The sequence below is a fragment of the Bacillus sp. EB600 genome (assembly GCF_024494385.1).
GTDB lineage: Bacteria > Bacillota > Bacilli > Bacillales > Cytobacillaceae > JAEVLT01.
Genome location: NZ_JAEVLT010000030.1, coordinates 34,743 through 54,463, shown reverse-complemented (window position 1 = coordinate 54,463; position 19,721 = coordinate 34,743). Strand labels below are relative to the sequence as shown.

Genomic DNA, 19,721 nt, shown 5'->3' with positions numbered 1-19,721 from the left:
GGGGGCTGGCTTTTTTAATTCTCGATAATCGGGATCGAGACAAAAGATTTGCTCAGGATGTTGATATGGTAGTAAAAGCGGTCGATAAACAAACAAGAGCGGTTGATAATTTTAGGAAAGAGGTTGATAAAATCAAAGAACAGGCGGATATCTCCGCTGGAGAGGATCTGGAAGAGGTAATTTTGTCTTTTATTGGGAGGTTCGGACTCAGAAGGTTGATATAGTAGTAAAAGCGGTCGATAAACAAACAAAAGCGGTTGATATTTTTAGGAACGCGGTCGATAAAATCAAAGAACAGACGGATAACTTAGCTGGCAACTCCCAAAAGAAGAAATCTAAGAACAAGAGATTCCCATTCTAAAATGATATAATAAAGGAAAAAATTTTTTAAGGAGCTGGGATCATGGGTTTGCTGCATCAACCAGAGTGGCGCGTAATGGACCAATCCGCAATTGGCATCCACTTTCAAGCAATGCAGTCATTTGGCACCGATGACACATTATGTAATTCAGTAGGCTCCGGTAAAGCGCCTGCAACGGCCCGCACATGGATTCATCACAACACCATAGTGCTCGGAATACAAGATACGAAACTTCCAAACTTACGAGCAGGCATCCAATTTTTAAACGAACAGGGCTATCAAGTAATTGTTCGAAATTCAGGTGGTTTAGCCGTCGTTTTAGATGAAGGAGTTTTAAATATATCGTTAATTTTACCGGAAACGGAAAAAGGGATCGATATTAACCGCGGCTACGACACAATGCTGCTATTGATTAAAAGCATGTTTGCTGAATACCATCAGCAAATCGAGGCCGGAGAAATCGTCGGCTCTTATTGCCCAGGCAGCTATGATTTAAGCATTGATAGAAAAAAGTTTGCCGGCATATCCCAGCGCCGCTTAAAAAAAGGTGTTGCTGTTCAAATCTATTTATGTGTAAATGGCAGCGGCAGGGAACGTGCAGCGCTTATTAAGGAATTTTACGAAATATCCAAAAAAGGCGAATCCACCAAGTTTACATATCCAGAGGTCGTTCCAGGAGTAATGGCTTCCCTAACGGAGCTGCTAGGTGAACAGTTCACCATGTCTGATATCATGCTTAGACTGTTAAATCAATTAAAAAGGTTCAGCGATCATTTATACGCCGGCCCGTTTAATGACTATGAGCTGGAAATTTTCCCTGGTTATTATCAACGAGTTGTCGAGCGTAACGAAAAAATTATCAGCAGTTAAAAAGCCGCAAATCGATTCCGATTTACGGCTTCTTTCATAAAGATGTGTGTTGCCATGTCTCTCCGCTTTTCATTGTCCAGCTCCAGCACCCAGCGGCTAGTGGACTTCGCGCTCCTCATTACGATAAGTCAACATCGAATCGACTTGAGCTCCGTGTTTCCTTTATCTCAATCGGAGCACTCCAGTCCATACGCCGCTAAACGGGTGCTTCCTCTTTTCTGTTTATTCCGCTACTTTTTCTAAATTACCATTCCGGTCCATTTTGAATTTAGTAGCTGGTCTTTCTTCTTCCTCAAATAAAACCAGTTTTCTAGCACGATTCATAATTTTCATTAATGTCTCGTAATCTTCCTGAATCGTAACGGAATTTTGCTCAAGATCATTGACCTTTGCTGCCAACTGTTCATTCTCTTTCCTTAGTTCGGCGATCTCCCGTTTTAATCTTTCATTCTCGCTTTTTAGAGCATTATTTTGCAGATTGGAATGATTAAAGTTTTCCAAGAAAGAAATCACCGAATCAAGAGTCAAATTCCCAGCTTGATTACTATAGGATTGAATAAACGATCCGGCATATGTTTCTGCCGCCATTTCCATTGTTAACTCAGGTGCTTCATTAACAATTACTTCTTCACTAGCCTGCTCTATAATTGCCGCAGGAGCAGTTTCTGCCACTTCCTCTGGCACAGGCACCGGCGGACTATAAAGTAATTTTTTCTTTCCGCCTTGATCTTTTCCTAGGATTCTTTGTCTTTGCTTCCTTTGTTTTTTTGCTAGCTGCAACGCTTTTTCATAGCGGTGACGCACAACGGCATTCCATCTGAATCCACAGGCTGCTGAAGTCCGGTTGAGCTTGTCCCCTACCTCTTCAAAGGCGTTTAGCTGTGTGCTGCCTTCCCTAACATGTCGCAGGACTGTTTCCGCTAAAAGTAAATCATTTTCATCTGTCCATGCATCTTGACGAACTTTCATTTTTTCAACTCCTTTTGACCAAATTACAAATGACACCATCGGTTTTGCCGATGAGTTTTTAAAAGTTCTAGTCTAAGGATTACCAATACTTTCAGTCTTTATACCAAAATGAATGAAAGGATAGTAGATTTTTTTTGGAAAAATAAGAGAATTAGATTAGCTTGCATTCACAAACGATAAAATGTAAAATACCAAAGGAGTTATAGTGGACCTATTTTTTACTTAAATGCTGGATAATATAGATATAGAATGAAGATTGTTGAAAGGGTTGTAAAAAAATGTCAAATGAATTTCGTGTGTGTGACGACTGCCAAGCCGTGAATTTAAAGACATTAATCCCTCACTTAAAAGAGCTTGATCCTGATGCGAAAATCGAGATTGGCTGCCAATCCTACTGCGGTCCCGGCCGAAAAAAGACGTTTGCCTTCGTCAATAACCGTCCGGTCGCTGCTTTAACAGAAGAGGAATTAATCGAAAAAGTGGCAAAAAAGGTAAAGTGAAACTTCGATCAGCGGGCACTTTTCCCCGCTGAACGTTCGAATTCACTTATGATAGGGTATTACTGCCCGTTACTGCGGGATTAAATGATCACCTGTTCCGGGTGATTTTTTTTTGAAAGACATGCAAAAAACATGTCGAAATTGCTGGAAGAATTTTGCTGAATTTTGGGTGAATCTCGTAGAAAAGAGGATATAATAGAAACAAGCATATGAGGGAGAAGGATTCCAATGGTATATTCAGCAGAAAAGCTTAGTGAGGAAAAAGTGTTTAAAGACCCGGTTCATCGCTATATCCATGTGCGCGATAGAGTAATCTGGGATTTAATTGGCACAAAGGAGTTTCAGCGCTTGCGGAGAATCAGGCAGCTTGGCACGACATTTCTGACCTTTCATGGTGCTGAACACAGCCGGTTCAACCATTCTCTAGGAGTATATGAAATTGTCCGCCGCATGATTGACGACGTTTTTGCCGGAAGACCGGAGTGGAATGATGACGATCGGCTGTTAACATTATGCGCGGCACTACTTCACGACCTAGGGCACGGCCCCTTTTCTCATTCCTTTGAAAAAGTCTTTGATCTGGACCATGAGGATTTTACCAGGAAGATAATTGTTGGAACTACCGAAGTTAATAGAATCCTGACAAGGGTTTCTCCGGACTTTCCCCAAAAGGTTGCTGATGTAATTGGCAAGACCTCGGAGAAAAAGCTTGTGATCAGTATGATCTCAAGCCAGATTGATGCTGATCGGATGGATTATTTGCAGCGTGATGCCTATTACACGGGTGTCTCCTATGGTCATTTTGATATGGAGAGAATCCTCCGTGTCATGCGTCCGCGTGAGGACCAAGTTGTTATTAAGCAGACAGGGATGCATGCGGTGGAAGACTACATTATGAGCCGCTACCAAATGTATTGGCAGGTCTACTTCCACCCCGTTTCACGCGGTGCAGAAGTGATTTTATCAAGAATTCTCCATCGTGCAAAGGATTTGTATGAGCAGGGCTATTCCTTCAAACTCGAGCCCCATCACTTTTATTCTTTTTTTAAGGAAAATGTATCATTAGCAGACTATTTAAAGCTGGATGAGTCTGTGATTTTATATTATTTTCAGATTTGGCAGGAAGAAGAGGATCCTATTTTAAAAGATCTTTGCAGCCGATTTGTGAATCGAAATTTATTTAAGTATGCTGAATTCGACCCGGCTAAAGAATACAAAAAGCTGGCCGAACTAAACACTCTTTTTAAAAAAGCAGGAATTGACCCGGAATACTATTTAGTCGTTGATTCATCCTCAGATCTGCCTTACGACTTTTATCGCCCTGGTGAGGAGGGCGAACGGCTCCCGATTCATTTGCTGATGAAAAATGGCGAGCTAAAGGAGCTGTCGCGCGGATCGGAGATTGTCGATGCGATTTCCGGAAAAAGAAGAACTGACCATAAACTCTACTATCCGGCTGATTTGGTTATGGATGAGTCGGCTAAAAAAAATCTAAAAAAACAAATACAATCCCTTTTAGACATATAGCGAAATTGGTTTATTGGAGTAGGAGATGACAAACCTTGTTAAAAGATCACGCGAAGGTGATGCAGGCCGTTTTGGCTGCGGGTGAAATTGTCGGACGGAAAAAACTGCAAAAAATGATTTATATCGCGAAGAAGATAGATTTTCCTTTTCAAGAAAGATTCCAATTTCACTTTTACGGCCCATACTCAGAGGAATTAACCTTACGAGTAGAAGAGCTATGCAATATGGGATTTTTAAATGAAGTGAAGGAAAAAAAGGGTGGGTATTACCAATACCGCTATACACCGACAGACTCAGGTAAAGAGTTTTTAAGTTTAAATGAAGTAGACATGCCGCTGCTCGAGGGTTGCCTTTTAGACATGAATGAGAAAAATGCTAGATTTCTCGAACTAGTCTCAACGGTTTTATATTTTGATAACCTATCAAAGGAAGAAGTCGCTAATAAGGTATTTACGTTAAAAAGCAGTCAGCGCTATACAGAGTCGGAAGTCGACGAAGCCTACCAATACATTGAATTATTAAAACAAAAAGCTAAGCTCCAATAAGGGCTTAGCTTTTTGTTTTAACGGTCACTGCTTCTTACACCACCAACGGCGTAATTTGTTTTTTGCATTTCCTCAATCACGATGGAAACAGCTTCGACATTTGCTCCTGTTGTTTCGACGACAGCAGATGTTACCTTTTCAACTAACGCCTTTTTCTGGTCATCACTGCGGCCTTCAAGCATTTTTATTGTAACGATTGGCACTTGTCTTTACCTCCTTTTAAACGGACTGATAGTAGTTTCCCATTAAAAGTAGAAAAGCGCAAGATCTGTCGAGAGGTGATTCGTTTTCATTTTAAACCTAGTTTCGTGTATACTTGAAAGAAAAGCGGAAGCGCACGTTTAGCACCGTATGGACTGGAGCCCTCCGACTGAGATAAAGGAAACACGAAGAGCGAAAGCGATTCGATGTTGACTTATCGTAGGGAAGAGGGAGAAGTCCACTAGGTGCTGGGCGCTGCAGCTAGACAGAGGAAAAGCGGAAGCGCACGTTTAGCGAACGAGCTAGACAAAAGAAAAGTGTCTGTATTGAGGAAGGAGAAACGATATGGATCAAGGATTGGGGCAGTTTCTTGCCTATCCACTAAAGGATATTCCCTTTGTTGCCATAACACTAATGATTGCTTTTACCTTTCATGAGTTTTCCCATGCTTATGTTGCCTATAAGTTTGGGGATATGACTGCCAAGAAACAGGGGCGGCTAACGTTGAATCCGATTCAGCATCTTGATCCAATTGGAACGTTGCTTATTTTTATCGCTGGATTCGGCTGGGCCCGGCCGGTACCAGTCAACCGCTATAATTTTAAAAAGCCGCGCCTTGCAGGGGTGCTTGTGTCGATTGCAGGACCGCTCAGCAACCTAATTTTAACTGCGCTTGGATTTCTAATCTGGTATGCCTTTATGAAGGCAGGGGCAACAGCCAATCTCTCAACCTCCATTGTGGATTTTTTGAATCTGTTTATTCAGCTCAATATCGTCTTGTTTATTTTTAACCTGCTGCCGTTTCCTCCTTTAGACGGATACCGGATTGTTGAAGATTTAGTGCCAAATGAGGCAAGAGCGAAAATGACCCAATATGAATCATATGGATCGTTACTCTTCCTAATTATTGTCATCACACCGCTTTCACGCTATACGATCCAGCCAATCTTTAATTATGTGGTTCCCTATCTGTTAAATGGTTTGAACAATTTCTTTTATCACTTATTTTAATAATGAAGGAGGATCCTGAGAATCTATGGAAGAAAAGAAAAAAATGCAGTTTAATATTATCAAAAGTGACCCAACCGATGGACACCGCGGCTTTGGAAAAGGCGCCTTAAGTCTGGATAACGTTTCACCCGTTATCATTGATGTTGATGCCGGTGAAGCTGTGATTGATGTGGGGGCCATGCATGCCCGCAGCGCGGTTGAAAAAGGAATTAAGTTCCTTCCTCAAAAAGATGAGGTCCCTAACGGAAAGCCATATTGGCTCGTTTGGGTAACAATTGACCGGAAGGAAGAAGGTCCATATTATGCAGGAGTGACAGCCTGTGAAATGACTGTTGACCGGGAAATCCGCCGCGGTTATAAATCATTACCGGAACATGTAAACCGCATGGACAAATCAATGAAAAGGCATATTATCGTTGACCATATGGATCAAAAATCAAAACAGATTTTGACAGACTTCCTCCGCAGTCATAATGAGGAATGTTGGAATAATTCCCCGGAAGAGCTTAAACAAGGGTTGTCAATTGGTTAAGTTGCTGTGGACTTTTGAAGTTGTGTCTTTTTTATGAAACTGTTGCAGGAATTACTTGTAGTTTTTCCCTAAAAAAAGTAAACTAGAAGCAATACGTAAACACACGTAGACTAGGACAGGAAAAGCTCCGAATTTTATATTCGGAGCTTTTCTATTTGGTGCTGGGAAAATAATGATTCCGTCAATTTTAGGGATAATTTCGCCGAAATTAAATTTATTTTCGCCAAACATACCATTAATTTCGCCAAAATTAAATTTACTTCGCCAAACTCACGATTAATTTCGCCAAACGTAAAAAAACCTCCAAAAACAAAAAGAACCAGACGCAACATCTGGTTCTTTTTCAATGCCCCCATGGAAAAATTCGTTTATACCAAGGTGTCTTTTGACTAGGCTTTGGCTCGAGTGGAAGGGATTGACCACGCTTCAAATGCTCGGTGCAGTACTCAGTCGGTTCCGTTCCCTTTACAAAGTAGGTCAACCGCTTGACAGGGCAATCAGATGTTGCCAGCTTGCCGTTCGCCGGGTTCAAATAGACGCCAACGACTCCATCCTTTGGTGGCTTGAAGTCCTTAATAGGCTTTCCTTTAAGAGCCTCCTCCATAAATTGGGCCCAAATATTTTTGGCGTAGGATTTTTCAGCGACCATATCTATCGGCTTGCCTTTATCGTAGCCGCTCCAGACCGCCGTGACGAGCTGGGGTGTGAACCCAATCATCCAGCTATCCGTTTCAGTTGAGCCTGATTTTCCAGCATATGGACGAGTCAATTTTTTAGCAATGCTATTTCCGGTAACGTTCGCGTACCCGTTTAGCTTTGAATCAAAAATGCCTGTAAGCATATCTGTCATGACAAATGCCTTGGCAGGGTCTAGTACTCTTTCATTTTCAGCTTGCTTTTGATAAATGATATTTCCGTTGTAATCCTCCACTTTGGTGATGAGTATAGGCTCGACCTTTTTTCCGCCATTTGCAAATAAGCTGTAGGCATTGGCCATTTCAATCACCCTAACTCCAGAAGTACCGAGCGCAAGCGAAGGAACCTTCGACAGTTCCGTTGAAATACCGAACTTCCGAGCCGTATCGATTAATGTTTCTTCGCCTAGAAATAAATGCGTTTTAACCGCAAATATATTATCAGATAAGGCCAAGGCCTGGGCCATTGTAATTTCCCCATTCGCATATTTGTTATTGAAGTTATGCGGGGTATAATCACTCGCACCATCATCAAAGTGAAAAGTTGTAAATTCACTTCTCATTGTTGTTGAAGGGGTAAAACCCTGACTGAGAGCCGCATAGTACAACATTGGTTTAAAGGTGGAGCCCGGCTGCCTGACTGCCTGGACGGCGCGGTTAAACGGACTTTTTTGATAATCTCTGCCGCCGACCATTGCTTTTACATTACCTGTTTTCGGATCCATGGCGACTAGGGCGGTCTGGATGTCGGAGTTGCTGGCAACAACCTTTTGGATTTGTTTCTCCGCTGCCTTTTGCTGCTTGATGTTAAGGGTTGTAAACACCTTCAAGCCGCCAAGGGCGATCGTTCGGTCATCTAAATGCAACTGGTATTTTAATGCATTTTTTACAGCATCCTGGAAATAGGGAGCTACCTTTACTTGCTGATTCGGATATTTCCCGGAAAACTTCAACGTTTTTTCAGCAGCGAGCGCGGCTTTTCTTTTTGAAATAAATCCATTATCAACCATTGTATTTAAAATGATCCTCTGGCGTAATTTGGCTCTTTTCTCTGAAACAAACGGGGAATAGAGCCCAGGTCCCTTTGGAATTCCCGCTAGCATTGCTGCTTCTGCCAGTGATAATTTGGAAGCGCTTTTTCCAAAATAATATTGACTGGCTGCTTCAACTCCATAAGCGCCATTTCCGTAATAAATGGTATTTAAATAGCCTTCGAGAATTTCTCTTTTTGGATAATTCATTTCAAGGCGAATCGTATAAAAGGCCTCAAAAAACTTCCGCTCCCAGGTTTTATCGTATTCAAGGAAAAGGTTGCGCGCATATTGCTGAGTGATGGTACTCGCGCCCTGAACCTTGCCGAAGGCGCGGATATCAGCAAGCGCGGCACCTGCGATCCGGCTGAAGTCGAAGCCATGGTGGTTGTAAAACTTTTTATCTTCGATCGAAACGGTCGCATTGACTAAGTCTGGAGAAATATCCTTTAACGGAACCCAATAGCGCTTTTGACCATTATTACTCTCACCGATTATTTTGCCGTTGTCGGCAATGTATAATGTTGATTGCGGAACGGCAAGTGGGGGTGCCCCTAGTATTTTGGCATAGCCAAGTACCCCGAAAAGGAGCAGCAGTACAAGAGTCATGCCTATCAAACTGATGAAAATGAAGGCTCGCAAATACTTAATTGTTTTTCGAAAACCGTGATTCGTCATGATCTCCATCACTATCACCACCCTGTTTTTCCCATTTTTAAAAAATTCAATAGTATTAGTATGAAAAAAAACAAGCCTTTTTAAACATTGTCAATGAAAAAGAAATTTTTTCTTGAAATTTTGCTAGATTCCTCTATACTTTTTCTCATGTTTGTTAAGTATAAAGGGGAGGGCTAATAAAAATAGATGAAGGATGTGCGAAATGGCGATTTGGTTTACGGAATATCAAACAAAAAACTTCGGTATCACAATGAAGGTGAATCAGACTTTACATACAGAACAAACAGAATTCCAAAAGCTTGATATGATCGAAACAGAAGAGTGGGGCAACATGCTCTTGCTAGATGATATGGTCATGACATCCGTAAAAGATGAGTTTGTTTACCATGAAATGGTGACGCACATTCCGTTGTTTACCCATCCAAACCCTGAAAATATTTTAGTCGTTGGCGGCGGCGATGGCGGCGTAATTCGTGAAGTACTAAAACACCCAAGCGTCAAAAAAGCAACACTTGTTGATATTGATGGCAAAGTGATTGAGTACTCGAAAAAGTTCCTTCCGGAAATTGCCGGTAAATTAGACGACCCGCGCGTTGAAGTGAAAGTGGATGATGGCTTCATGCACATTGCCCACAGTGAGAATGAATACGATGTCATTCTGGTTGATTCGACCGAACCAGTTGGCCCGGCTGTTAATCTTTTTACAAAGGGCTTTTACGCTGGAATTTCGAAGGCATTAAAGGAAGATGGTATTTTTGTTGCCCAGTCAGACAATCCATGGTTTAAAGGGGATCTAATCCGCAATGTTCAGCGTGATGTCCGCGAGATTTTCCCAATCACCCGCCTCTATGTGGCCAACATTCCAACATACCCTAGCGGACTTTGGGCATTTACACTAGGCGCAAAAAAATATGATCCATTAGAAGTAAGCGATAATCGCTTCCACGAAATTGAAACAAAATACTACACAAAAGAACTTCACAAGGCAGCTTTCGTTCTGCCGAAGTTTGTTGGCGATTTATTGAAGTAACTTAACGAACTTAACGGGGTCAGACCCCCGTTAAGGTAATGCGTTAAAGCACTGGGGGTCAGCCCCCCAAGAAGTTGAAGTTGGAGGTACAAATGTAATGCGTTTTGATGAATCTTACTCTGGCAACGTGTTTATTAAAAGTCACCCGAATTTTGAAGAAAGTCAGGCTGTTTTATATGGAATGCCGATGGATTGGACGGTCAGCTTCCGGCCTGGATCCCGGTTCGGTCCAACCCGAATTCGTGAGGTTTCTCCCGGCCTTGAAGAATACAGTCCATATTTAGATCGTGAACTAGATGATGTAAAGTATTTTGATGCCGGTGATATTCCGCTTCCGTTCGGAAATGCGCAGCGCAGCCTTGATATGATTGAAGAGTTTGTCGATCAAATTCTCGCTGCCGGAAAATTTCCGCTTGGCATGGGCGGGGAGCATTTAGTTTCCTGGCCGGTCATGAAGGCTGTTTATAAAAAGTATCCTGATTTAGCAATTATCCATTTTGATGCCCATACCGATTTACGCGAGGAATATGAAGGGGAACCGTTATCGCATTCAACTCCAATCCGCAAAATTGCCGAGCACATTGGCCCGAAAAATGTGTACTCATTTGGCATTCGTTCCGGAATGAAAGAGGAATTTGAATGGGCAAAGCAAAATGGCATGCACATCTCAAAATTTGATGTTCATCAGCCTTTAAAAGAAATTTTACCTACGCTTGCCGGCCGTCCTGTTTATGTGACGATCGATATCGATGTCCTTGATCCGGCTCATGCGCCAGGAACTGGTACCGTTGATGCCGGCGGGATTACATCAAAAGAGCTGCTCGCGTCAATCCATGAAATTGCCCGCTCTGAGGTCAAGGTAGTTGGCGCCGACCTTGTCGAAGTGGCACCTATTTACGACCCATCTGAGCAAACAGCCAATACAGCAAGCAAAATGATCCGCGAAATGATTCTTGGGTGGATTAAATAAATTATCCAGTGCCTGTCCCATTAACGGGGCGGGCATCTTTTTGAATTCTTGGCTTGATAATGTATAATAAAATAAATACACAGGGCGCCAGTTACCTAAGCAAAAGGAGTACGCCGTTCTATATGTCTGTAAAAATCAACGTAAAAACGACTATTACGCAGGAAGATAGCGAAGAAATTATTGAGGGTGCAGTTATTGGTGATTTTTTCCAAAAGAAAACAGCCTCCTACCTGCAGTATGAGGAAGTAAGTGAACAGGGGAGCACACGGACGATTGTAAAAATGGCGGGGAACGACGCCCTCATTTTACGAAACGGTGCGATAAAAATGAGGCTGCCATTTGTCCTTAATCAAAAGATGAGCGGCAGTTATGAACTGCCCTTCGGTAAATTTGAAACAGCCACTGTTGCAAAAAAAATCGCCCATGATTACGATGCCGAAAGCGGCAAAGGCAGGATTGACCTACTATACGATTTTTCGATGCAAGGGACTCCCAGCGTCGGTACATACCATTTAGAGATTACCTTTCAGGAGGAAGAAGAATGAACATAGTTGAACAGGTTAAAATCAAATTAAAGGAAGAAATAAAAGCGGCCGTCATCAAGGCAAATCTTGCTGCTGAAGAGCAAATACCAGACGTGGCTTTAGAAGTTCCAAAGGAAAAAGCACATGGTGACTATTCCACAAATATGGCGATGCAGCTTGCACGTGTAGCTAAACGGGCACCGCGGGCAATTGCTGAGGAGCTGATTGCTCAGTTTGACCGTTCCAAAGCGTCAATTGAAAAAATTGAGCTGGCAGGACCCGGATTTATCAATTTTTATATGAACAACAGTTATTTAACTGATCTAATTCCGACGATTTTACAAGCAGGCGAAAAGTATGGGGAAACAACGGTCGGCAACCATGAAAAGGTTCAAGTCGAGTTCGTGTCCGCCAATCCAACCGGAGACCTGCACCTTGGTCATGCCCGCGGCGCTGCGGTCGGCGACTCGCTTTGCAATATTTTAGCCAAAGCAGGCTACGATGTCTCCCGCGAATATTATATTAACGATGCCGGCAATCAAATTAATAACCTTGCTAAGTCGATTGAGGCCCGTTACTTCCAGGCACTTGGCCTTGAAACAGAAATGCCGGAGGACGGTTACCACGGTGTTGATATCATTGAAATTGGCAAAACGTTAGCGAAGGAATATGGCGATAAGTATGTGGATGTCGCTAAACAGGATCGGTTTGAATTTTTCCGTGAATACGGCCTAAAGGTTGAAATGGCCAAATTAAAAAGGGATCTTGACGATTTCCGTGTCGGCTTTGATGTCTGGTTCTCGGAAACCTCGCTTTATAAAAATGGGAAAATTGACGAGGCCTTGGACGCACTGCGCAAGGCTGGATATATTTATGAGCATGAGGGAGCAACATGGCTCCGCTCTACCGATTTCGGCGATGATAAAGACCGCGTGTTGATTAAACAGGACGGCTCTTATACCTATTTAACACCGGATATTGCTTACCATAAAGACAAACTGGACCGCGGCTTTGAAAAGCTGATCAATATTTGGGGGGCTGACCACCACGGCTATATTCCAAGGATGAGGGCAGCAATTCAAGCGCTTGGCTACGACCGCGATGCCCTTGAAGTCGAGATTATCCAACTTGTCCATTTATATAAAAACGGCGAGAAGATGAAGATGAGCAAGCGTACGGGAAAAGCAGTCACGATGCGTGATCTTGTTGATGAGGTCGGCCTCGATGCGACCCGTTACTTCTTTGCAATGAGAAGCTCAGACACTCATTTGGACTTTGACCTCGATTTAGCTGTTTCTGAATCGAACGAAAACCCAGTTTATTATGCCCAATATGCCCATGCACGGATTTCCAGTATCCTGCGTCAAGGCGAAGAGCAGGGCTTGACCGTGGATGCCGCTGCTGACCTTACTGCCATTGAATCGGAAAAGGAAATCGATTTATTGAAAAAGTTAGGTGAATTCCCGCAGGCTGTTTCGGAAGCAGCTTTAAAAAGAGTGCCACACCGGATCACCAACTATATTTTTGAATTGGCATCAGCCTTTCATAGCTTTTATAATGCGAATAAAGTTCTCGACAGTGAGAATCCAGAACGGACCAAGGCACGCCTTGCCTTGGTGAGGGCCGTACAAATCACCATGAAAAATGCGCTATCTTTAATTGGCGTTTCCGCTCCGGAAAAAATGTAATAAAAAATGCCCCTTTTCTCGAGAAAAGGGGTATTTTAATGAATATCTGAACCCTTAATTGGTAAAAATTAAAAAGGATATTTAGTTAGGAGTGGGTAGGATGAATATTGGAAGAGCAAAGGAAATTTTAGAATCTGCGGATGTGATCGCGGTGAGCTATGAAGGTGATTCGGTGATTATTCAAAACGTAGATGAGGCCACAAAAATCGCGAGAATCTACTACCGGAATAATCCCGAAACTGAAAAAGACGTTCCTGTCTTACATTTGATTGAAGAGTCTTGATCGTGAGGACTCTTTTTTTGTGGGTAAAGATTAGGAACGGCTTATGGGACGGTCTTTACAAATAAAGGTAATTATTCGCTTTGAAAGAGCATCATAGTAAGACCTGAATTTACAAATACTGTCTAAATGCTCATAACCTCTTGAAAATGGTTCATAACTTCCTCAAAATGGTTCAAACAAGCCTTGGAATCGTTCATAACAGCTCAGAAATGGTTCATAACAAAATCCACCAGCTTCTCAGTAAGTAAAAACTACCTTATTTCAACTCAATTGCACCACCGCTGATCCGCTTTATCCCTCGCTGCTTACTCAGGTCATCGACTAATTTTAACAGCGCCTGATCCTTTGCCTTGGCTTCAATCATAAAGTCAACATCCTGGCCATATTCCTGAACAAGCTTCAAAAAGGGCAGGATAAATTCTACACTGACGAAATCGGCGTGGGACCGAAATTGCTGCGCTGTTTTTGGCGAGGATATATGTATTTTTGGAGGCATACCACGATCAACCCATGTGGCAAACAGACGCGGCAGCAAAGCTTCCAGCACTGTTTCACCTTTGTTGGCCATGTGATGATGATAGTCGAACACAAAGGGAATGCCTTCTTTTTCGCAGGCAGCGAGGGTTTCTTCGGCAGTATAGGTTTTATCGTCGTTTTCTAAAGTCATCACTTTTTTTATCGGAAGAGGAAGCATTTTAAGATTCTCATAAAATCGTTTCATTGTTTTCTCCTTGTCTCCATAGGCACCGCCGATATGAATATTAATCAGACCAGAGGCTTCAATTCCCATTGCCTCAAGCATTCGATAGTGATACTCCATATCGATCACCGCATTCTTGGTAATCTTTTTCTGGGGTGATGTAAACAGGGTAAATTGGTTTGGATGAAAACTTACACGCAGCCTTTTCTTTTTGACCAAATCACCGAGTTCCTTCCACTCGCTCCGAAACGGTGTGAGAAAGTCCCAGCGTACGTCCGGGTGGGTGGCGAGGGGGACAATGGAGCTGGAAAACCGGTACAGTTCAATTTCGTGGCCAATATTGTAATAAAGCATTCGTAACGTATGATTTAGGTTTTGCTTGGTGGTCTCAAGCAGCTTTTCTGCACGCTCTTCTTTTCCAAGCTGCTGGTAACGGGTAAAGGTTACCGTTTTAGCTGGGGAAGCATCCCACAAACTAATCGCATGAGAAACATAGCCGAAACGGATTTTCATAGTGGCAGCCCCTTTTATAAAAAATATGATATTGCCCCGGCAATGCCTTCCTTAATGGAGCGGAACAGGTTTGGTTTGGTAAGATCGGCTAACAATAATGGCTTGGAATCGAGTAGATCCTTTTGGATAATGTCCTGAAATCTGGAAATAAACGGTGGGTCATAAATATAGCAGTTGATTTCTTTGTTTAAAAAAAAGCTTCTTTTATCAAAATTGGCTGTTCCAATATCGCAAATTTTTTCATCAACGATGCAGGTTTTTGCATGATAGAACCCATTTTTAAATTCAAAAACCTCAGCACCTTCCTTTAAAAGGCGGCGCAGATAGCGGTAGGATGCTTCACGGACAAGAATATGGTCGGTCTTAAAAGGGACAATGATCACAAGTCGAACCCCGCGCCGGACAGCTGCCAGTAATTCAGCAAAAATCCGATCACTTGGAATAAAATAGGGAGTACCAATGAGAATCGACGTTTCCGCCCCCCTAATCAGCTTTAGATACGTACCCTCAAGCTGACCAGCTTCTGTTGCACTTAGCTGGTGTTTAACGTCTCCAGGATTATTTTTCGGAAAGAGGGCATCAACCCCTAGCAAATTAACACCTGCATACTCCTGCCAATCCGTCAAAAACACCCGCTGGATGAACGGCACGGATTCCCCGGTTATTTTTAAATGATAGTCGCGCCATGGGCTTAGCTTAGGATCCTGATCAATGTATTCCTTGGAAATATTAAAGCCGCCCAGATAGGCGATCGTACCATCGATAATCGAGATTTTGCGGTGATTGCGCACCTGTGAGGAATAAAACAAATAGGGAAAACGGGTTCGATTACTGTAAGCAAATTCGACACCGGCGTCTTTGAGCGCTGCAGCCATCTTTTTTGATACCTTATGGCTGCCAAGCTGGTCAAGTAAAAGCCGAACTTTGACACCTTCCAGGGCTTTCTTTTTTAAAATCGAGAAAAATTCCTGGCTGATCTGGTCGTTTTTTAAAATGTAAAAGAGCACATGAATATGGGATTTTGCCTGCTGCAATTGCTGAAAATAATCGGCCATAAGCTCAGGGCCATGCGGGAAAATATCCAATTGTCCATAAAGAAAGGCGGATTCACTATTTCTGACCAGCTTAGTGTGCTTGTTTCTGCCGAGGTGAAAGTCAATAAAAAGCCAAATAACGATGATGAAAATGATCGTGATTAGAATAAGCGTGAACGTCATTTCAATAATCTCCTCCAAGCATTGATCCCGCATTAACGGGCGCCATTTCCTGAATGGGTTTGCCCAACCAATTGAAATATTCCTTACCAATATGATGACCTGAATGTGCTTTTCCTATTAATTTGCAAAAAATCAAGTTAAAACGGTTGACTGAAGGTTCACTCAATTTATAATAAAGAATAAGAAGACTATTCTGAAAATTTTGTAGTTTAAAAATATTTCAGGACATTTTTAAAAAATAGAGGAAAAGAGGCGAATCATTTGAATGGGTTATTGTGGATTAACTTCATTGCTTTCCTTGCTGTAACCGCTTACGGTATTAGCCTATTCGTTTACGTCGTAAAAACGCGAATCGAATACATTAAACTTGGCAAGAAGACAGAGTTTGACAATGATGTAAAACAGCGGCTCGGAAAAATCTGGGTCAATGTGTTTGGCCAGAAAAAATTATTAAAGGACAAAAAAAGCGGAGCTATACACGTTATGTTTTTTTACGGCTTCCTGCTTGTCCAATTTGGTGCGGTTGATTTCATTTGGAATGGGATAAAGCCCGGCTCACATCTCCCGCTGGGACCACTGTATCCGGCTTTTACTTTTTTTCAGGAAATCGTCACTTTGGTCATTTTAGTAGCAGTTGTGTGGGCCTTTTACCGCCGCTATATCGAAAAGCTTGTCCGTTTGAAACGGAATTTTAAGTCGGGGCTAGTGTTAATTTTTATCGGCGGCTTAATGGTTGCTGTTCTAGTTGGCAATGGGATGGGCATGATCTGGCACGGTGAAGAAGCAACGTGGGCGGAGCCTGTTGCGTCGCTCATTTCAATAACACTTGCAGCGATTGGTAAAACAGCAGCAATCACCATTTATTACATTGCCTGGTGGCTGCATTTAATCTTCTTGCTATCATTCTTAGTTTATGTACCGCAATCCAAGCATGCCCACTTACTTGCCGGGCCGGCTAACGTTTATTTAAACCGTTTGGAAAATCCGGGCAAGCTAAAGGCCATTAATTTTGAAGACGAATCACAGGAGTCCTTTGGTGTTGGGAAAATTGAGGACTTTACGCAGCTGCAGCTCGTTGATTTATATGCTTGTGTAGAATGCGGACGCTGTACCAATATGTGTCCGGCGACCGGGACAGGGAAAATGTTGTCTCCAATGGATCTCATGCTTAAGCTGCGCGACCATCTAACCAATTATGGTGCCGCCGTAACGTCCAAACAGCCATGGGTGCCAAAGTTTGCCTTTGCAAATACAAAAGGGAATCAGTTGGCACTTGCAGCAGCAGGCAGCGGGGCCCAAGAAGCCGCCGCAACGTCGGTTTACAATCCAAGCCTAATTGGCGATGTCATTACGGAAGAAGAAATCTGGGCGTGCACAACCTGCCGAAATTGTGAGGACCAGTGCCCAGTCATGAACGAGCATGTCGAAAAAATTATCGACCTGCGCCGCTTTCTTGTGCTAACAGAAGGAAAAATGAACCCGGATGCCCAGCGTGCGATCCAAAACATTGAGCGCCAAGGAAATCCATGGGGCTTAAACAGAAAAGAACGGGAAAGTTGGCGCGAGACGGCAGAGGGAGTCACGATTCCAACCGTCAAAGAAGTCAGCAAGGCCGGTGAAGAGTTTGAATACCTTTTCTGGGTCGGCTCGATGGGCTCCTACGATAACCGCAGTCAGAAAATTGCGATTGCTTTTGCCAAGCTTCTAAACGAAGCAGGTGTAAAGTTTGCAATCCTTGGCAACAAGGAGAAAAACTCTGGGGATACCGCAAGACGTCTTGGCAATGAGTTTCTATTCCAAGAGATGGCAACGAAAAATATTGAGGAAATGGAAAAGAGTGAGGTAAAGAAGATCGTCACGATTGACCCGCATGCTTATAACACATTCAAAAATGAATATCCTGATTTCGGCTTAACGGCAGAGGTGTACCATCATACTGAGCTGTTGGCAGAGCTTGTCAAGGAAGGCAGACTTATTCCAAAGTACGAGGTCAAGGAAACGATTACCTTCCACGATTCCTGCTACTTAGGCCGGTACAACGAAGTGTTTGATCCGCCGCGCGAAATTCTAAAAGCAATCCCTGGCGTTACGCTTGTGGAAATGGAAAGAAATCGTGAAACAGGCATGTGCTGTGGGGCAGGGGGCGGCTTAATGTGGATGGAGGAAGAAACAGGCCACCGCATCAATATAGCAAGAACTGAGCAAGCGCTTGCTGTCAAGCCTACTGTTATCAGTTCCGGGTGTCCATATTGCTTAACGATGCTGTCTGATGGAACGAAAGCAAAAGAAGTAGAAGATCAGGTGAAGACCTACGATGTTGCAGAGCTGCTTGAAAAAGCGGTATGCGGCAGTTAAATTTTCAGCGCAATTGTCAGTAATTGAGTCGGAATTTGTTGAATAGGTAAATTAAATATAGACAGAAGTCGGAATCTGTTGAATATTGTAAATAGTAAGATATCGACTTCTGTTTTCTTTTATGCAAAAATAGAGAATAAGTGAGGAAACGTTTCCAAATCGTTTGAGCGAGCGTTCGGTCATAAGGAAAACACAAGCACACGAAGTAAAATACGTCATGTCCTGTGGCGAACGTCTTCAATAGCACGTCCTGTGCGTCAGGTCTAGACATTATTATAAAGGGAAGAGGGATGGATATGAAAAGAACAGTCATCTTAAGCGGTGTCAGAACTCCGTTTGGAAAGCTTGGGGGAGCATTAAGCAGCTTCACTGCCGCAGAATTAGGCGGAATTGTTGTAAAAGAAGCGTTAGAACGCGCGGAGGTAGGCTCTGAAGATGTGCAAGAAGTCATTCTTGGAACGGTTCTACAGGGTGGACAAGGGCAGATTCCATCCCGGCAGGCAGCAAGACATGCGGGACTTGGGTGGGAAGTGAAAACAGAAACAATCAACAAGGTTTGTGCATCAGGAATGCGCAGTGTTACGCTGGCGGATCAAATCATCAGGGTTGGTGACGAAGACATAATCGTTGCAGGCGGAATGGAGTCAATGAGCAACGCTCCCTACATACTTCCAAAGGCAAGATGGGGCTTAAGAATGGGCGATTCGTCTGTACGTGATTTAATGATCTACGATGGGTTAACCTGCAGCTTTACTGGTGTTCATATGGGGACATATGGAAATCAGGTAGCGAAGGAACTGGAGATCAGCCGTGAAGAGCAGGATCAATGGGCATTAAGAAGCCACAAGCGCACAGTTGCCGCAATTGAAAGCGGAAGGCTAGCCGAGGAAATCATTCCTCTTACAGTGCCGCAGCGAAAAGGAGACCCGCTTGTTGTCGCCCATGACGAAGCACCGCGAGGCGACGCTTCAATTGAACGGCTTTCCAAGCTCGCACCTGTGTTTAACTTTGACGGGACGATTACTGCCGGCAATGCACCTGGAGTGAATGACGGCGCAGCCGCGCTCGTTCTAATGAGCGAAGAGCGCGCCCTACAAGAGGGAAGAAAGCCGGAAGCAATCATTCTCGGACATGCTGCAATTGCTGCTGAAGCGAAGGACTTTCCGAAAACACCGGGACTGGTCATTAATGAGCTTTTGAGTAAAACAGGAAAATCAGTGGCGGACATTGATCTGTTTGAAATCAATGAAGCCTTTGCATCCGTAGCGTTGGCAAGCATAAAGATTGCCGGCCTTGATCCGGAGAAGCTAAATGTCAATGGGGGCGCAATTGCCTTAGGTCACCCAATCGGTGCTAGCGGAGCGCGGATTATTATTACGTTAATGCACGAACTAAAACGCCGCGGCGGCGGCATCGGCATTGCAGCCATTTGCAGCGGCGGCGGCCAGGGTGATGCCGTCATGATAGAGGTGCCGAAGGCTTAATAATCAGCGAGGTAAAAATCAATTGGCGAAATAATGA

General features: G+C 43.3%; 19 protein-coding genes. 14 read left to right on the top strand and 5 right to left on the bottom strand.

Features of this window, described 5'->3' with window-relative positions:
• Both JN080_RS21910 and lipL read left to right on the top strand, forming a co-directional pair.
• A partial coding sequence (locus JN080_RS21910) for a hypothetical protein (protein ID WP_256238100.1) occupies positions 1-224 on the top strand: 224 nt, incomplete at its 5' end.
• Between the two features lie 179 nt (positions 225-403).
• Positions 404-1,231 (top strand): octanoyl-[GcvH]:protein N-octanoyltransferase, encoded by an 828-nt coding sequence (gene lipL, locus JN080_RS21905; RefSeq protein WP_256238099.1) that lies wholly within the window; start codon positions 404-406, stop codon positions 1,229-1,231.
• Between the two features lie 222 nt (positions 1,232-1,453).
• Here lipL and JN080_RS21900 read toward each other — a convergent pair whose 3' ends face one another.
• Positions 1,454-2,200, bottom strand: coding sequence for an RsfA family transcriptional regulator (locus JN080_RS21900; protein WP_256238098.1), 747 nt, complete (start codon positions 2,198-2,200; stop codon positions 1,454-1,456).
• Positions 2,201-2,478: 278 nt separating this feature from the next.
• Here JN080_RS21900 and JN080_RS21895 point away from each other — a divergent pair, with 278 nt between their 5' ends.
• The 3 genes from JN080_RS21895 (at position 2,479) to JN080_RS21885 (ending at position 4,772) form a co-directional block, all read left to right on the top strand.
• Positions 2,479-2,700 carry a YuzB family protein gene (locus JN080_RS21895; RefSeq protein WP_256238097.1) on the top strand — a complete coding sequence of 74 codons (222 nt, stop codon included), beginning with the start codon at positions 2,479-2,481 and terminating at the stop codon, positions 2,698-2,700.
• Positions 2,701-2,928: 228 nt separating this feature from the next.
• Complete coding sequence (locus JN080_RS21890; protein ID WP_256238096.1) at positions 2,929-4,227, top strand: HD domain-containing protein; 1,299 nt, start codon at positions 2,929-2,931, stop codon at positions 4,225-4,227.
• Between the two features lie 35 nt (positions 4,228-4,262).
• Complete coding sequence (locus JN080_RS21885) at positions 4,263-4,772, top strand: YwgA family protein (protein ID WP_256238095.1); 510 nt, start codon at positions 4,263-4,265, stop codon at positions 4,770-4,772.
• A gap of 17 nt (positions 4,773-4,789) precedes the next feature.
• Here the strand turns inward: JN080_RS21885 and JN080_RS21880 are convergent, their stop codons facing one another.
• Positions 4,790-4,975, bottom strand: coding sequence for a 2-hydroxymuconate tautomerase (locus tag JN080_RS21880; RefSeq protein ID WP_256238094.1), 186 nt, complete (start codon positions 4,973-4,975; stop codon positions 4,790-4,792).
• Between the two features lie 355 nt (positions 4,976-5,330).
• Between JN080_RS21880 and JN080_RS21875 the strand changes: the two genes are divergently transcribed.
• Together JN080_RS21875 and JN080_RS21870 are read left to right on the top strand one after the other, a co-directional pair.
• Positions 5,331-5,984, top strand: a complete 654-nt coding sequence (locus JN080_RS21875; protein ID WP_256238104.1) for a site-2 protease family protein — start codon at positions 5,331-5,333, stop codon at positions 5,982-5,984.
• 25 nt (positions 5,985-6,009) lie between these two features.
• Positions 6,010-6,516 carry a YwhD family protein gene (locus tag JN080_RS21870; protein ID WP_256238093.1) on the top strand — a complete coding sequence of 169 codons (507 nt, stop codon included), beginning with the start codon at positions 6,010-6,012 and terminating at the stop codon, positions 6,514-6,516.
• Positions 6,517-6,859: 343 nt separating this feature from the next.
• On the opposite strand, the gene JN080_RS21865 is transcribed toward JN080_RS21870, so the two are convergent.
• Positions 6,860-8,929 carry a transglycosylase domain-containing protein gene (locus JN080_RS21865; RefSeq protein WP_256238092.1) on the bottom strand — a complete coding sequence of 690 codons (2,070 nt, stop codon included), beginning with the start codon at positions 8,927-8,929 and terminating at the stop codon, positions 6,860-6,862.
• Between the two features lie 193 nt (positions 8,930-9,122).
• On the opposite strand from JN080_RS21865, the gene speE reads away from it, so the two are divergent.
• The 5 genes from speE (at position 9,123) to JN080_RS21840 (ending at position 13,415) form a co-directional block, all read left to right on the top strand.
• Positions 9,123-9,950 (top strand): spermidine synthase, encoded by an 828-nt coding sequence (gene speE / locus JN080_RS21860; RefSeq protein WP_256238091.1) that lies wholly within the window; start codon positions 9,123-9,125, stop codon positions 9,948-9,950.
• A 97-nt stretch (positions 9,951-10,047) separates the two neighbouring features.
• Positions 10,048-10,920: an agmatinase gene (speB, locus tag JN080_RS21855; RefSeq protein ID WP_256238090.1), complete on the top strand. Its 873-nt coding sequence runs from the start codon at positions 10,048-10,050 to the stop codon at positions 10,918-10,920.
• Between the two features lie 122 nt (positions 10,921-11,042).
• A complete protein-coding gene (locus JN080_RS21850; RefSeq protein WP_256238089.1) occupies positions 11,043-11,465 on the top strand; it encodes a YwiB family protein in 423 nt (140 codons plus the stop codon).
• Positions 11,462-13,132: an arginine--tRNA ligase gene (gene argS / locus JN080_RS21845; protein WP_256238088.1), complete on the top strand. Its 1,671-nt coding sequence runs from the start codon at positions 11,462-11,464 to the stop codon at positions 13,130-13,132. The genes JN080_RS21850 and argS overlap by 4 nt, the downstream gene beginning before the upstream one ends.
• Before the next feature lie 100 nt (positions 13,133-13,232).
• Positions 13,233-13,415: an H-type small acid-soluble spore protein gene (locus tag JN080_RS21840; RefSeq protein ID WP_256238087.1), complete on the top strand. Its 183-nt coding sequence runs from the start codon at positions 13,233-13,235 to the stop codon at positions 13,413-13,415.
• A gap of 256 nt (positions 13,416-13,671) precedes the next feature.
• Here the strand turns inward: JN080_RS21840 and uvsE are convergent, their stop codons facing one another.
• Positions 13,672-14,628 carry a UV DNA damage repair endonuclease UvsE gene (gene uvsE, locus JN080_RS21835; protein WP_256238086.1) on the bottom strand — a complete coding sequence of 319 codons (957 nt, stop codon included), beginning with the start codon at positions 14,626-14,628 and terminating at the stop codon, positions 13,672-13,674.
• 14 nt (positions 14,629-14,642) lie between these two features.
• A complete protein-coding gene (cls, locus tag JN080_RS21830; protein ID WP_256238085.1) occupies positions 14,643-15,845 on the bottom strand; it encodes a cardiolipin synthase in 1,203 nt (400 codons plus the stop codon).
• Between the two features lie 261 nt (positions 15,846-16,106).
• Here cls and JN080_RS21825 point away from each other — a divergent pair, with 261 nt between their 5' ends.
• Positions 16,107-18,200, top strand: coding sequence for a (Fe-S)-binding protein (locus JN080_RS21825; protein WP_256238084.1), 2,094 nt, complete (start codon positions 16,107-16,109; stop codon positions 18,198-18,200).
• 296 nt (positions 18,201-18,496) lie between these two features.
• Positions 18,497-19,684, top strand: coding sequence for an acetyl-CoA C-acetyltransferase (locus tag JN080_RS21820; RefSeq protein WP_256238083.1), 1,188 nt, complete (start codon positions 18,497-18,499; stop codon positions 19,682-19,684).
• Positions 19,685-19,721: the final 37 nt, after the last annotated feature.